Source organism: Algoriphagus sp. 10J20-15 (assembly GCF_055809615.1).
In genome coordinates, this window is sequence record NZ_JBVVUG010000035.1 from 181369 (window position 1) to 194367 (window position 12999).

The 12999-nt window shown below is 39.1% G+C and carries 13 protein-coding genes and 2 pseudogenes; 6 read left to right on the forward strand and 9 right to left on the reverse strand.

Features of this window, described 5'->3' with window-relative positions:
* Window positions 1-44 precede the first annotated feature (44 nt).
* Entirely contained in the window at window positions 45-1346 is a 1302-nt protein-coding gene (locus AC0L6R_RS14710; RefSeq protein ID WP_473271884.1) for a Gfo/Idh/MocA family protein, read from the reverse strand.
* 178 nt (window positions 1347-1524) lie between these two features.
* Here AC0L6R_RS14710 and AC0L6R_RS14715 point away from each other — a divergent pair.
* Window positions 1525-2458 (forward strand): annotated as a pseudogene (locus tag AC0L6R_RS14715) (hydrogen peroxide-inducible genes activator).
* Window positions 2459-2461: 3 nt separating this feature from the next.
* Here AC0L6R_RS14715 and AC0L6R_RS14720 read toward each other — a convergent pair.
* The 3 genes from AC0L6R_RS14720 to AC0L6R_RS14730 form a co-directional block, all read right to left on the reverse strand.
* Complete coding sequence (locus tag AC0L6R_RS14720; RefSeq protein ID WP_473271885.1) at window positions 2462-2920, reverse strand: copper resistance protein NlpE; 459 nt, start codon at window positions 2918-2920, stop codon at window positions 2462-2464.
* 255 nt (window positions 2921-3175) lie between these two features.
* The gene (locus tag AC0L6R_RS14725; RefSeq protein ID WP_473271886.1) at window positions 3176-3469 is read right to left on the reverse strand and encodes a VOC family protein; all 294 of its coding nucleotides are present in this window, start codon (window positions 3467-3469) and stop codon (window positions 3176-3178) included.
* Complete coding sequence (locus AC0L6R_RS14730; RefSeq protein WP_473271887.1) at window positions 3466-3918, reverse strand: DUF1569 domain-containing protein; 453 nt, start codon at window positions 3916-3918, stop codon at window positions 3466-3468. Before AC0L6R_RS14730 ends, AC0L6R_RS14725 begins: the two co-directional genes overlap by 4 nt.
* 199 nt (window positions 3919-4117) lie before the next feature.
* Here AC0L6R_RS14730 and AC0L6R_RS14735 point away from each other — a divergent pair, with 199 nt between their 5' ends.
* The 4 genes from AC0L6R_RS14735 to AC0L6R_RS14750 all read left to right on the forward strand — a co-directional run bounded on the left by AC0L6R_RS14735 (window position 4118) and on the right by AC0L6R_RS14750 (window position 6825).
* Window positions 4118-4693 carry a hypothetical protein gene (locus AC0L6R_RS14735; protein ID WP_283412313.1) on the forward strand — a complete coding sequence of 192 codons (576 nt, stop codon included), beginning with the start codon at window positions 4118-4120 and terminating at the stop codon, window positions 4691-4693.
* Window positions 4680-4967, forward strand: coding sequence for a winged helix-turn-helix domain-containing protein (locus AC0L6R_RS14740; RefSeq protein ID WP_283412312.1), 288 nt, complete (start codon window positions 4680-4682; stop codon window positions 4965-4967). The genes AC0L6R_RS14735 and AC0L6R_RS14740 overlap by 14 nt, the downstream gene beginning before the upstream one ends.
* Before the next feature lie 47 nt (window positions 4968-5014).
* Window positions 5015-5524: a hypothetical protein gene (locus AC0L6R_RS14745; RefSeq protein ID WP_473271888.1), complete on the forward strand. Its 510-nt coding sequence runs from the start codon at window positions 5015-5017 to the stop codon at window positions 5522-5524.
* A gap of 77 nt (window positions 5525-5601) precedes the next feature.
* Window positions 5602-6825: an alkaline phosphatase family protein gene (locus AC0L6R_RS14750; protein WP_473271889.1), complete on the forward strand. Its 1224-nt coding sequence runs from the start codon at window positions 5602-5604 to the stop codon at window positions 6823-6825.
* Between the two features lie 84 nt (window positions 6826-6909).
* On the opposite strand, the gene AC0L6R_RS14755 is transcribed toward AC0L6R_RS14750, so the two are convergent.
* From AC0L6R_RS14755 to AC0L6R_RS14770, 4 genes are all read right to left on the reverse strand, one after another.
* Window positions 6910-8424, reverse strand: coding sequence for a DUF4139 domain-containing protein (locus tag AC0L6R_RS14755; RefSeq protein ID WP_473271890.1), 1515 nt, complete (start codon window positions 8422-8424; stop codon window positions 6910-6912).
* Entirely contained in the window at window positions 8387-8794 is a 408-nt protein-coding gene (locus AC0L6R_RS14760) for a DUF4140 domain-containing protein (protein ID WP_473271891.1), read from the reverse strand. The genes AC0L6R_RS14755 and AC0L6R_RS14760 overlap by 38 nt, the downstream gene beginning before the upstream one ends.
* Window positions 8795-8972: 178 nt before the next feature.
* The gene (locus AC0L6R_RS14765) at window positions 8973-9533 is read right to left on the reverse strand and encodes a type 1 glutamine amidotransferase domain-containing protein (RefSeq protein ID WP_283412308.1); all 561 of its coding nucleotides are present in this window, start codon (window positions 9531-9533) and stop codon (window positions 8973-8975) included.
* A 211-nt stretch (window positions 9534-9744) separates the two neighbouring features.
* Window positions 9745-10734 carry an N-acetylmuramoyl-L-alanine amidase gene (locus tag AC0L6R_RS14770; protein ID WP_473271892.1) on the reverse strand — a complete coding sequence of 330 codons (990 nt, stop codon included), beginning with the start codon at window positions 10732-10734 and terminating at the stop codon, window positions 9745-9747.
* A gap of 297 nt (window positions 10735-11031) precedes the next feature.
* On the opposite strand from AC0L6R_RS14770, the gene AC0L6R_RS14775 reads away from it, so the two are divergent.
* The gene (locus AC0L6R_RS14775) at window positions 11032-11535 is read left to right on the forward strand and encodes a DUF1684 domain-containing protein (protein ID WP_473271994.1); all 504 of its coding nucleotides are present in this window, start codon (window positions 11032-11034) and stop codon (window positions 11533-11535) included.
* Window positions 11536-11608: 73 nt separating this feature from the next.
* Here the strand turns inward: AC0L6R_RS14775 and gldJ are convergent.
* Window positions 11609-12836 (reverse strand): annotated as a pseudogene (gene gldJ, locus AC0L6R_RS14780) (gliding motility lipoprotein GldJ).
* Between the last annotated feature and the right edge of the window lie 163 nt (window positions 12837-12999).

The window sequence follows — 12999 nt, forward strand, 5'->3', positions numbered from 1 at the left end:
AAAATCAACTACCTGAACTATACAACAACCTCAATTAATACGCTTTAACCAAGTGAATAGCCATGCTGGTAAGTATAATGAAGCTTGGAATTGGCTTCCCAGTCATCTACAAATACTTGTGCTGTTGGATCCCATTTAAGTGGTCGTCCTAATTGATGCGCAATATTTCCGATAGTGCAAGCTGTACACGAGCTATGACCGATTTCAACAGGCACTACAGGATCTTTTCGCTTAACTACACAATCAATAAAATCTATGTGATGATCCCCGAATCCAAACTCCTCTTTCTCGAATTTGCGCTCGCAGGCTAAAACATTCGTGTCGTAAGTACCCCTAGAAACCTTAATCCAGCCCTTTTCTCCAATAAACTTCACTCCTTGCCTTCCTTCATCAAAAGGCTCAATAACCATAGGGACTCCATTTGAATAAATGTATTTCAGAGGAGCATAACCAGTACTAGGGATTACTTCAACTGGACCATTTCTATCCATTCCAAGTCCCCACTGTGCGATATCTATCATATGTGCTCCCCAGTCAGTCATCAGCCCGCCACCTGTTTCTTGGTACCATCGCCATGCTCCCCATACTTTTTCATTTTGCTCTGGGTTCAGGCTAATTGGAGGATTTAATTCTTCATTGTAGTGAATAGCTGGAATAGGCCCAACCCAGGAATTCCAATCTAAACCTGCAAGAACGGGTTGAAGTGGCAAATCGTAAGGCTTGGGATGAGGCGGAGTACCTACATTAACCAGAACTTGTTTGATATTTCCAAGCATTCCTTTTTGGACCATTCTGGCTGCGTGTTGAAAATTAGCCCCAGATCGCTGCATGCTTCCTACAGCAAGTACGATCCCATTGGAGCGCACAGCTTTAACTAACTCTTGCCCCTCATGAATGGTGAAGGTTAGCGGCTTTTCCAGATAAATGTCTTTTCCGGCATGACAGGCATCTATTGCCATCATTGCATGCCAATGATCTGGCGAAGCGATCACTACCGCATCGACATCAGGATTTGCTAGCAATTCTTTGTAATCCCCATAAACTTTCATTGCTGGAGCCTCTCTTTTCTCCTCCTTATAAAGCTTTGCTACACGTTCTTTAAATCTTTCCAATTTTATCTCATAGACGTCCGCACCTGCCACTACGTCCACAATTGGGTTCTTCATCATGTTGCTAAGCAATCCCATCGCCTGCCTCCCTACTCCTATGAATCCTAGGCGAATTTTAGAGGTATCGGCTGCGACCGTATTTTTTCCAAAACTTAGATTTGGAATAGCTGAAAAGCCAACGGTACTTAATAAGGAGGCACTTAGGAATTTCCTTCGGGAAAAATTTGATTTGCTCATTATTTAGAGAGATTAAGGTTATTAGGGGATCTTTTGAATATTGGCTAATAAAGTACTGATTTTCTGATCGACTGAAAAATATTCAATTCGCTATTTGATTAAAGGTTCTTGGTATTAGAAAAGGAGGAAGAAACTCTTTTCGGAAATTTCTACTTTTGACATAGAGAAGCATAAGCCTATGACTATACAACAACTAGAATACCTAATAGCAGTCGACAAGCACAGACACTTTGGCCATGCTGCGGAGAGCTGTTTTGTAACTCAACCTACCTTGAGCGCACAGCTCAGTAAGTTAGAACGGGATTTAGGGGTTATTCTTTTTGACCGAAGTAAAATGCCTGTAATTCCTACTGAAATGGGAGTTCAAATAATCAAGCAAGCCAAGAAGGTGGTGTCTGAAAGCAAAGGAATTTTTGAATTGGTAGCTGACTTGAAAGGAGATGTTTCAGGGGTGATAAAGTTGGGGATTATCCCTACGCTGGCACCTTACTTATTGCATCTTTTTATCAGAAAGTTTTTGGAGAAATATCCACATGTGAAGCTAGAGGTGCAGGAAATGGTCACTGAAGACGTGGTGAAAAAGTTAAAGAATGACGAGTTAGATCTTGGAATTATTGTGACACCTTTGGAGGAAGCTGGAATTGTCGAGAAACCAATGTTTTATGAAAAGTTTTTCGCCTATTTGTCAAAGGATCATCCCCTATTAAAGGAGTCGGCGTTTCATCCTGAAAAAGTGCAGAAAGAAGATTTCTGGGGTTCTCCAGCAAGGGCATTGTTTTCGGGATCAAGTGATTAATCTTTGTGATCAAAGCCTAAGCGGACCAAAGAATTTTCACTACGAAAGTGGATCACTTGAAGGGCTTAAAAATATGGTAAACAGATACAAAGGCGTTACTCTTCTTCCAGAATTAGCGACCTTGGAACTTTCCGATGAGGAGAAAACCAGATTAAGGCCTTTTGACGGCGTTTCTCCTACACGCGAAGTAAGTATAATTTTAAATCGAAGTTTCCTAAAGCAAAAGCTCGTAGAACTTTTATACAAGGAAATCACAGATTCCATTCCTCAGAACATGACCTCAAAAGCTCATGGAAAAATAGTGCGATTTAAGTAAGGTTTATTGCTTGGTCAGTATGTAATGATCCGCAAGATCTCCGGTGATCATATTTCCTTGCATGTCAAGTTGCCAAATGCGATTTTCACCCACTTTATATTTGCTAGGTCCATTGCTTACATGCTCCAGCGTAATAATAGATCCAGTTTCATCCCACGTAAAAGTCCCCATATCATCCTCTTCCAGAGCGTCATTTCTTCCGAAATAATGGGTTGACAATTTATAAGTACGATCGATGTTGAGGGTTAGAATAGTTTCAATTCCCTCACAACTAGCGCAGGGCACTGTGCCTTTATAGGTACCGTTCCAGTCAAGCGAGGTAGCTGAATTGTCACCAACATATAAAGCCTTTTCTGTAGAATTGATTTCATTTTCCTCTTCAGAAACTGATTCAGAGTTAGAGCAGGAAGTTGCAAATGAAAGTGACGCAAAAAGGGCCAATAGAAGCAAATTTTTGTTCATATGTAGTTAATCTTTTTGAGGCAAAAGGGCTCAAGAATCAGACCGAAAGAACTACTTGACAAAATTCTTATGGTCTATTAAAAGAAATCTTAACCGTCAATAAGCTAACTTATTTAGGCTCAAAGTATAGCGGAATTAGTCTATAAGTCAGCCTATATTTTCCACATCTGGAGTAGGGATCAATTGAATATCCCAAAATGCCAAAGAACACCGGCTGGGTCATGAAGAAAAAACTCACTTCCCCAATCGTTATGTTTAATCGTGCTCAGTTTGGTTCACAGGAAATTTATCCGGTAAACCAAGGACTTTGATAGCCTCCCAATAAGACTCGAGATCACTTTCTAATTCTAGAAAAATCATCGAGTTTTCGCACCAGGTTTTCAAGTAAGCATCTTGTAAATAGAAAGCAAGCTTATCGGTAACGGTAACTAATGACATCTTGGGATCGAGTGACTTCACCTCAAATCCCAATACTTGATAAAATCGAATACTCTCGTTATAGTCTTTTGAACCAATAAAAGTCCTGATAGACTTTGCTGGATGTATCATACACCGAATTGGGTTAAATGGTGATCGAGATGCTTATAGAAAAGACTATTCCATTCCTCAGCTGTGAGCGGACCAAAAGATAGCGATTCCTTGCCCTCAAAATGGGGGATACCAAGATCTCTAGTCTGCTCCAAATACCCAATTAAACGTGCTTTTTCAGTTTCAAAGTCTTTGCGCTCCGCAATAATAAAAGCAGGTGCAGTTCTGGCATTTCTCGGGTAAGGTTTATCGTTTACTACGCCATTCTTTACGAAGGATTTCAACAAGAAGCGCATAAACCAATTAGGCTTGGGATGCTTATCGGTATATGCCATTTCATAAGCAACACAGCAGTGAGCCATCATTTGATCTACCCGCATTATTCCCCAACGCGGAGTGGTCTCGGGAGTAAGCTTGTTTATCCTGTCGATTAATTCTTGAACTATCTGAGGATGAAAAATATTTTTCATGTTTTGGCATCAAAAAGGTTTAAGAATCAAGTTAAGAAAATGAATTCAAAAATGAATTCCCGGAGGGTTCCAAATTCATTATCAAACCCAAATACGACCAAAAGGATTTTAAACATTTTATAATCAGCATTTTAATTTATTTTTGGTTTATATTATAAACTTATTTACATTTATCGCTCAAACATTAAATTTAAAAATCATGGAAAAAGAATTATCAAGTACTGAGTCCTTAGCGATCATCACTGATATGATCGCTAGAGTCAAAAAAGAAGCGGCAGGAGATGGAAGTTTTCACCTTTTGCTCTGGGGATGGGTAATATCTATTTGCAATCTTGGGTTTTATGCACTTGAAAAAGCAAATTACGAACACCCTTATTACATCTGGATTCTTGTAATTCCAGCTTCCTTATTCAGTTTTTACTGGAGCTACAATAAGCGGAGCAAGGCAAAATTCAAAACACATCTAGATCAGATCCTGAACCAAGTCTGGATAGGAGTATTCGTTGCCATGCTAATAGTTCTGAGTTTTATGCCAGTGCTAGGATTTAATCATAATCCTGTGATTCTACTATTAGCCGCAGTTGGAATGTTTGCTACCGGTAGCATCATCAAAGTTTCGATGGTTAAGTTTGGCGGATTAGTTTTGGCGATTGCTGCTATTATTGCATTCCTTGTATCAGTTTCTGATCAGTACTTAGTCGCTGGGATTGCGATGGTTTTGGGATATCTTGTGCCTGGTTATTACTTAAAATACACTTATCGTGAGCGAGTTTAAGCCATTAGACCCTCTTTTACATTCGCAGTTGCGCCTAGCCGTTATGTCCATCCTAATCAGCGTGGAGTCAGCAGAATTCACCTTTCTCAAAGAGAAAACTGAATCAACTGCAGGAAATCTAAGTGTACAGTTGGATAAACTTGACAAAGCCGAGTATATCAGAATAACAAAGTCATTTAAAGGAAAACGACCGCTAACTACCTGCTCTGTAACACAAAAAGGTGTTAGAGCTTTTGAGAGTTATGTTGAAAATCTTAAAAATTACATCACTTAAAAAAATTTGAATATTTAGTTTATAGTATAAACCATTTTATAGAAATTATGAAAAAATCAACAATTCTAATACTCGCTCTATCGGTTATCACAAACCTATCAATTGCGCAAAGCAGTGAAACCGATAAATCTTTCCAAGCAGAAGTGAAAAAACTATCTTTTCTAGTCGGGGAATGGGAAGGATCCGGTTGGATGATGGGCCAGGATAGGGTTAAGCAAACATTTGAACAAACTGAAAATATTCAGTTCAAACTAGATTCCACTGCTATTCTAATTGAAGGATTAGGTAAATCAGATGGAAAAATTGTTCACAATGCGCTAGCCATCATCACATCTTCCGGAGCAGAAAATCAGTTTGATTTTCAATCATTCCTTCCATCTGGACAAAAAGGGACTTTCAAATCTGAAATAAAAGAGGATGTATATTATTGGTATCCTGCAGAATCGGTCAGGTACATTATCAAAATAAATGAGAAAGGTCAATGGTTTGAAATCGGCGAATTCAACCAAGGAGATACCTGGTACACCTTCTTGGAGATGACATTGGACCGGAAGTAGCAGGGGAGCTAAAAACCTATTCCATTTCATTTTTAACTTTAGGGAGTACCTTTAGAATCTCTTAGAAATAGCCAAGAATGAAAAGAATTTTAACGCTTGCAGCCGTTGCCTTGTTTGCATCTCACAGTTTTGCTCAAACCAACTCCAAAAAAGTGTTATTCGTAATCCTAGATGGAATCCCTGCAGATGTGATCGATTCAGTTGCTACTCCAAATATGGACAAGATTAGTGCAATTGGAGGATTTACTAAAGCTAGTATGGGAGGCGAAGTGGGCGGATATTCTGAGACGCCTACTATTTCTGCAGTGGGATATAACTCCTTATTAACTGGGGTTTGGGCGAATAAGCATAATGTATGGGGAAACAGTATCAAGGCGCCGAATTATAACTACTGGACAATTTTCAGAATACTAAAAGAAGCTGACCCAACTAAGAAAACGGCCATTTTCTCTACTTGGCTAGACAATAGAACTAAACTGGTGGGAGCCAATTTACCGCAAACTGGAAACTTTGTTTTTGACTATTATTTTGACGGATTGGAGCTGGACAGCTTGAATTTCCCTCATGACGATGATAAATTTTACATCCATAGAATAGACGAAGCAGTTTCCAAAGAAGCTGCCCGCTACATTTCTGAGGAAGCTCCAGATTTATCCTGGATGTATTTGGAATATTCCGATGATATGGGACATGGCTTTGGCAATAGTCCTGAAATGATGGACGGAGTCAAAAAAGCAGATATCCAAATCGGACGTGTTTGGGAAGCAATTCAATTCAGAGAAGATACTTTTGGAGAAGATTGGCTAATAGTCATCACTACAGATCATGGAAGAACTGATGATGGTTTTGATCACGGAGGTCATAGCGCAAGAGAACGTGCCACATGGATAGTCACCAATTCAAAAAACACCAATTCACATTTTGAGGAAACACCAGAGATGGTGGACATTCTGCCTTCTATAGCAAATCATTTAGAACTCAGCATTCCTAAGAAGATCGCAATGGAATTAGATGGAACTCCATTCATTGGAGCAGTGGATGCAAGTGGACTGAAAGCTGAATCGAAAAATGGAGAAATCTCAATGAGCTGGAAATCTCTTTCCAAAGGCAAAAAAGGCAGAGTTTGGGTATCAACAACAAATAATTTCAAGACTGGTGGCTTAGATAATTATTGGCTAGTCGGTGAGGTCAATTTAGCCGATGAGAAGAAGTCATTTTCCCTTAATGGAACACAGTCTGACATATTCAAAGTGGTACTAGAAACCCCATCTGGCTATCTGAATTATTGGATAGTGAAATAAGGAGTTCATTCATTTCTGACCATTAAAAAAGGGGGTAAACTTAATTGTTTAACCCCTTTTTAGCTATTTACCATAGCATAAACCTTAATCCAAAATCACTTTTTCCCGCTTTGGATATTTCACTTCGTACTGGAGTTTGAGCTCTTGCTGAGCCCCCGGCTGCAAAGTTATCGTCCAAGTGACTAATCCAGTATCTGGATCTAATTTCCCACCAGAAAGTCTTAATGCCTCGACGGTAATATCAGAATTGACAGACACAGGAATCTGATCTTCCACATTGATCGTCACGGGCTGAGACTTATTGTTTTTCACAGTGATTTTGTACTCGCGACTCTCAGTGATATTAGACCCAATTGCCCGTTTTTTGGAAAATTCATCATTTTTCTCCCGTTGGATCACAATGCTTCTATCCCGCCCCATTGAAATTTCCAAGGTATCCTGCAATGAAGACCCATTCAATATTGATCTGCCTACATAGCCATCTTCAAAGTATAGATTGCTTTCTCCTTCCAGCAAACTGTATTGACTCCAATCGGCAATCTCAGCAATCAGGAATGCATCATTATCGAGCTTAGGAACAACCGAATAACTGTAGGCAGCATCTACCTCATAATTTTTCAGATCAACCAAGGTTTTCTCTCCATTTGATTTGATTGAATAAGGCTCTGCAACTTCGATTTCTACTGTCGTTTGGTTTTCTACCACAGTAGTCTTTAAAGGACTTGCCGCATAAGCATCCATCGAGTTTGTGCCACGAATCCGGACAGTTGCAACACTTCCTGTGATTGATTTTTTCTGCTGAGTGCCATATCCTGTCACTACAACTTCATCCAACATGTTACTAGCCTCTAGAAGAGAGATATTCACCCTAGATGAATTAATCGCTATATCCTTTGGCTGATAACCTATAAAGGACACACTTAACTGACTAGCTCCTGAAGGTAAGGTTAGGGAGTAATTACCATCTATATCGGTTACTGTTCCTATGGTTGTGCCCCGCACCATCACTGAGGCTCCAGGAATCGCCTCACCATCAGCTGCACTTGTGATTCGGCCAGAAACAGACCCGAAAATTTGTGTTCTAGGATTGAAGGTAGTCAGTCTTGCAAAATTCAACTCCCACTTTTCTAAATCTGGAATTTGACCACCTTGATTTGGATTACCGTTGGAAAACCTAAGTTTCACGTCCTTCCAATCCACACCGGTGTTTTGATATACCTCCGCTTTGTAGGTCAGCGCAAGAGGTGAACTCACATTCTTCACGCGAACATCATACTTTGGATACCAGCCTGCATTGGCTACGAGGTAGTTGATTTCCAAGGTGGCACTTCCTGCTCTTTCAGCTTTTACTCGTATTCTAATTTCGGAAGTTGACTCATTGGCAGATTCTTGCATAGCGGCAATCTGATTGCTGAGCTTATTCATCTCCTCATTTTCCTTTTGAAGATTCGCTTGTATTTTCAGTTCCTCAGCTTTGATTTTCATCAGCTCAGCATCGTAAAAATCCATCGCCTGTTTCAATTCCGTCAAAGTCGATCCATTCTGAGTTCCGCCTATATTCTTATTTGCATTTAGCAAACTGGCTTTTTCCTTGAGCACTTCCAGGCGCCCTTTTTCTAATACTTTGGTTTCTTTGGATTGCCAAAATAGAATCCTGTAGCATTTTCACTTTCTCCCCAGTTTTTTGCTCAGAGAGGTAATCCAAGCGCTTATTTACAGCTTGAATGGTAAAATCACCCATACCTTTGACCTGAATACTCTTTTCATCCACATAAGGAGAAAGTCCCTTAATTAAAATAAATGATTCGCCTGCAGAAAGCTGCCCAGAGGCTGTTTCAAAAATCTGCGCACCTGAGAGAAATACCGTGACTTCTTGGATTTCGGATTTAAAGGTTGATTCTTTGATTTCCTGAGCGTAACTGAAAAAAGAAATTAGGCAGATTGTGAGTAAAAAAGGAAGTCTTTTCATGCATCGTGAAGTTGAACTATTAAATAAGTAAAAATTTAACGGTAAATAAAATTCAGGGTTCAACTATCAAAAGTTAAGATTTCAAAACTGTGGTCCGTTCCAGCAAACACAACTCATATGAGATGATAAAAAATCGTATAAAAAGCCCGACTAATTTATTAATCGGGCTTTATGCTTTTTAAGCTGTTTGTCCAGCATGTTTTCCTTCTCGGAATTCCTCTACCATTTTTTTATTAAATGCAGGCAGATCTTTCGGGCTTCGTGATGTGACTAAGCCGCTATCCACGACTACTTCTTCATCTACCCAATGTGCCCCGGAATTTTCAAGGTCCTTTCTTATTGACGCAAAGGATGTCAAGGTACGGCCGTTGGTCACTTCAGCTTCTATAAGCATTTGAGGGCCATGGCAAATAGCCGCCACCGGTTTATGATCTTCGAAAAAGCTTTTGACAAAATTCACAGAAGTCATATCTCTCCTTAATAGGTCAGGATTGATCACGCCTCCAGGAATCAGTAAGGAATCAAAGTCAGTCGAACTTACTTGATCTACTCTTGCATCTACTTTTATGGCATCACTCCAATTTCCATTCTTCCAGCCTTTGATTTCATCATTTTCCGGTGAGATAATTAATACTTCAGCACCTTCTTTTTCAAGGGCACGTTTTGGCTCTACTAATTCTGATTCTTCAAATCCATTCGTAGCTAATATTGCTACTCTTACATCTTTTAATAAACTCATAGTTTTAGTGGTTAAGTTGGCAATTACTCTCTTTGCCAGAAAGCAGCTTCGGTTTGGAAGCACTTTTAATAAAGCGAAGAATATTCCAAAAAAGGGAAACCCGTCTAACGGTTAGATAGACGGGTTTAAGTAGCAAAAGGAATTAGAGAAGTTCCACGAAATGAGAAATCAACTCACATATCGGGTAAATTAGGTAAATCTTTTTCCAAGATTATTTGAAATCCAAATAGCTTTTACTTAACCATTTTTCCTCCAAACTCATTTTGCACCAGCCATCTGATTCTTTGGATATGAATACTTCTTCTGACTTCATCAGGTTATCTACGATTGGATATGCTGTCCCAGGACCACTCCTTACTCGAAGCACATTTGCATTGATAGTAGCTCTTTGAACCTCAGTTGTGTATCTTCCATAAACCCAGTGTGATTGACTATTTGATATTTTAAGCCACCCATTGGATTCATCGTAGATTCTCAAAATTGCTCCTAATTGAGCAGCCTGTCTATCTGGAGCTTTTGCAGAAGACCCATTTGGTGCGGTACGTACATTAAGTAGATTAGCTGTCACTGCTACATATTTTTCAATAGTAGGAGGAGCAATGGTCAGATGGGATCCTTGAATAGCCTGTTCTACAAACGGAAGAAAGAAAGACTTACAATCCTCAACTTTATTTCCACCAAAGAAATTTGAACCTGGACAAGACTTATTGCCGCCGGTTCCATTATTCCTCTTCCCAGTACTGAGTTCAAACCAATGGTGATAAATGATACTAAACGTATTCACTGGCAGTCTAAATTTATCACAAAGAACTGCAGTCATCTGAATTATGGTATCTCTGTGCTCGTTTGTCATTGCATCACCATCTTTATCAAAATTACCTAGATGTTCGATACAAATGGAGTCTCTATTGGCACCAAAAATACATGCTGGAGTAGCTTCTAAAGACCTTCCGGTAACTATGGTACCATCTGGAAAGGTCGTAAAATGCTGCCCTATATCACTCCAGCCATTATTTCGAACATGATGATTTTTCATGGCTGATTGTCTGTCGAAATGATTTCTACCGTTGAAATGGGTGTAGTTAGGGCTCCATGTGTGATGCTGTTGAATAGTGATAATGGTGCGAGCTATGCGCTGGGCATGTATCCAAGGAATAAATTCAGCAATACTCATTTTCAAAAATCCATTTTTGCTTTCCATAATTTGTATAGGTTAAAAGTTTACTATCAGATTATCAATTTAATGAGATTTGCCTAAGCATTGAAAATGAAGCGCTTAGAATTTTACTTCCCCTTTATTCGGGTCGAATGGAAAAATCTTCTAAAATTCACTTTTAGATTCTAATTTGGCTTATATAAAAATTACCAAGTCAAACTGAATTTAAAATAAACTCCCTATGAAAGCACTACTGATTTTCTCTCAGCATTTATCGGGCTTTCAAATAAGCTATATGCTCAAAATGACTACAAAGCTTCAATTCTAGAATTTCAGCGTGAACTGAATGAAGAATTTAAAAATCCTGATGAATCGCCATTATCTGAGAAGCAACAACTTGCCTTTACAGGACATAATTATTATCCAATTGATGAAAAATTTCATGTAATAGCCAAATTTGAAAAGCTTCCTCCTCATAGTTTATTTCAAATGAAAACTACTGCAAACTCGATAAAAGACTATGACATCTACGGGATTGCGACGTTTACCTTAGATGGTAAAGAATATCAATTGAATATCTACCAAAGCCACCAACTACGAACTCAGGAAAAATACAAAGACTATCTCTTTTTACCTTTTACTGATCTGACAAACGGAATTGAAACGTATGGAGGTGGAAGATATATGGGCTTGAGCATTCCTAATGGAGACACCATTGAATTGGATTTCAACAAAGCCTACAATCCTTATTGCGCCTATGTGGCTGGATATGCCTGCCCTATTCCTCCTAAGGAAAATGACATTTCTGTGGCAATCAATGCTGGTGTGATGAAACCAGCGAAATAGAGCATTAATGAATTTACATGAAAAAAGCCCCACCAAAATCAATTGGTGGGGCTTTTCGTGAATTCGATATTTCTTAATTTCCTTTCTCGCCGATAGAGATCATCGCACATCTAAAACCAATATGATTGGTAGCTGAATCTTGATGCATAAACCTTCTGGTACCTGGAGCTAACCAATAAGCTACATCTCTCCAAGAACCTCCTTTATAAACTCTAAGCTCATCTGTAAGCATGGAAGTCATATAAGTATCTTCCTCATCCCCTAAGCCGTTACTTCTAACTGGGTTAAGGTCATCAAAATCTTGGTAAGAAAGTGGTCGGTAAATATCTTGAACCCATTCGTTCATATTTCCTGCCATGTGGTATAGTCCGAAATCATTTGGAGCCATATCATAAACATTAGTAGGAATGATATCTCCATCATTTCTCTGACCACCTGAGATTCCACCGTAATCACCTCTACCTCTTTTGAAGTTGGCAAGGAAATCACCCTGCTTACCTTTTCTTTTTACATTATATGGGTTACGAACACCTCTCCCATCCCAAGGATAGATTCTACCGTATTCTTGATTTTCGTCAAGGTATTGGGTACCAATCATTGCTTTAGCAGCATACTCCCACTCAGCCTCAGTAGGCAATCTATAGTCAGCCAGAGCAACGCCTCTTTCTATCAGTTGATTTTTAGTGAAAGTTGAATCTATTTCTCTTTCTTTTCTGATAATTTCCTGAACATATTCTGTTCTCCATTTTGAGTAAGCATTAGCCTGAGTCCAAGAAACACCAGCTACAGGATAGAAATTGAAACCTGGAAATCTGAAATAATAAGACTGGTACATGTCGTTGAATGACATTTCCCCTCCTGCCCATACATTATCCTTTGGCTCAAGTTTTAGAAGTGAATCTGCACTCACTTTTTTCTTCATATCGAAAAGAAACTCTCTAAAATCATTATTAGTGACTTCAGTTTCATCAAGGTAGAAGTTTGAAAGTGTTACAGTTCTTTCCTGATTATCACGGAACGCCATCACATCTTCTTCCTGAGAGCCTAAAACAGCTCTACCACCTTGGATGAATTTCAAGTTTCGGACCTGGGATTTGCTCGGCATTTTTAGCTACAAAAAATTGGGTAGAATCATTTTCATCAAAACTGAACTCTGCTCCGGTCGTAGCACTTTTTTTACCAGGCTTATTCGCAGTTCTTCTGCCGTACCCAGGAGTTTTGTTACAAGAGGTTAAAATAGAGCTTCCGACTATTGCCAAAGCTGCTACCCACATTCCCCAAGATTTGTTACTCAGACGCATATTTGTAATTGTTTTAGGTCTTTTTCAGTGTGCTAATATAATTGCAATGTAAAGCACTTCCAATGATTTGAGTTGAAGTCCTTTTATTCCATTTGGCAAAAAACCACCAAAATCCCAGAAAATCAACAAAATCGGTAGGCAAATCTGCAATTTTTATGCCATT

Bases quoted from the DNA above. Each gene is read 5' to 3' on its own strand.
- AC0L6R_RS14710 (WP_473271884.1), bottom strand. From the start codon at position 1,346: ATGAGCAAATCAAATTTTTCCCGAAGGAAATTCCTAAGTGCCTCCTTA.
- AC0L6R_RS14720 (WP_473271885.1), bottom strand. From the start codon at position 2,920: ATGAACAAAAATTTGCTTCTATTGGCCCTTTTTGCGTCACTTTCATTT.
- AC0L6R_RS14725 (WP_473271886.1), bottom strand. From the start codon at position 3,469: ATGATACATCCAGCAAAGTCTATCAGGACTTTTATTGGTTCAAAAGAC.
- AC0L6R_RS14730 (WP_473271887.1), bottom strand. From the start codon at position 3,918: ATGAAAAATATTTTTCATCCTCAGATAGTTCAAGAATTAATCGACAGG.
- AC0L6R_RS14735 (WP_283412313.1), top strand. From the start codon at position 4,118: ATGGAAAAAGAATTATCAAGTACTGAGTCCTTAGCGATCATCACTGAT.
- AC0L6R_RS14745 (WP_473271888.1), top strand. From the start codon at position 5,015: ATGAAAAAATCAACAATTCTAATACTCGCTCTATCGGTTATCACAAAC.
- AC0L6R_RS14750 (WP_473271889.1), top strand. From the start codon at position 5,602: ATGAAAAGAATTTTAACGCTTGCAGCCGTTGCCTTGTTTGCATCTCAC.
- AC0L6R_RS14760 (WP_473271891.1), bottom strand. From the start codon at position 8,794: ATGAAAAGACTTCCTTTTTTACTCACAATCTGCCTAATTTCTTTTTTC.
- AC0L6R_RS14765 (WP_283412308.1), bottom strand. From the start codon at position 9,533: ATGAGTTTATTAAAAGATGTAAGAGTAGCAATATTAGCTACGAATGGA.
- AC0L6R_RS14770 (WP_473271892.1), bottom strand. From the start codon at position 10,734: ATGGAAAGCAAAAATGGATTTTTGAAAATGAGTATTGCTGAATTTATT.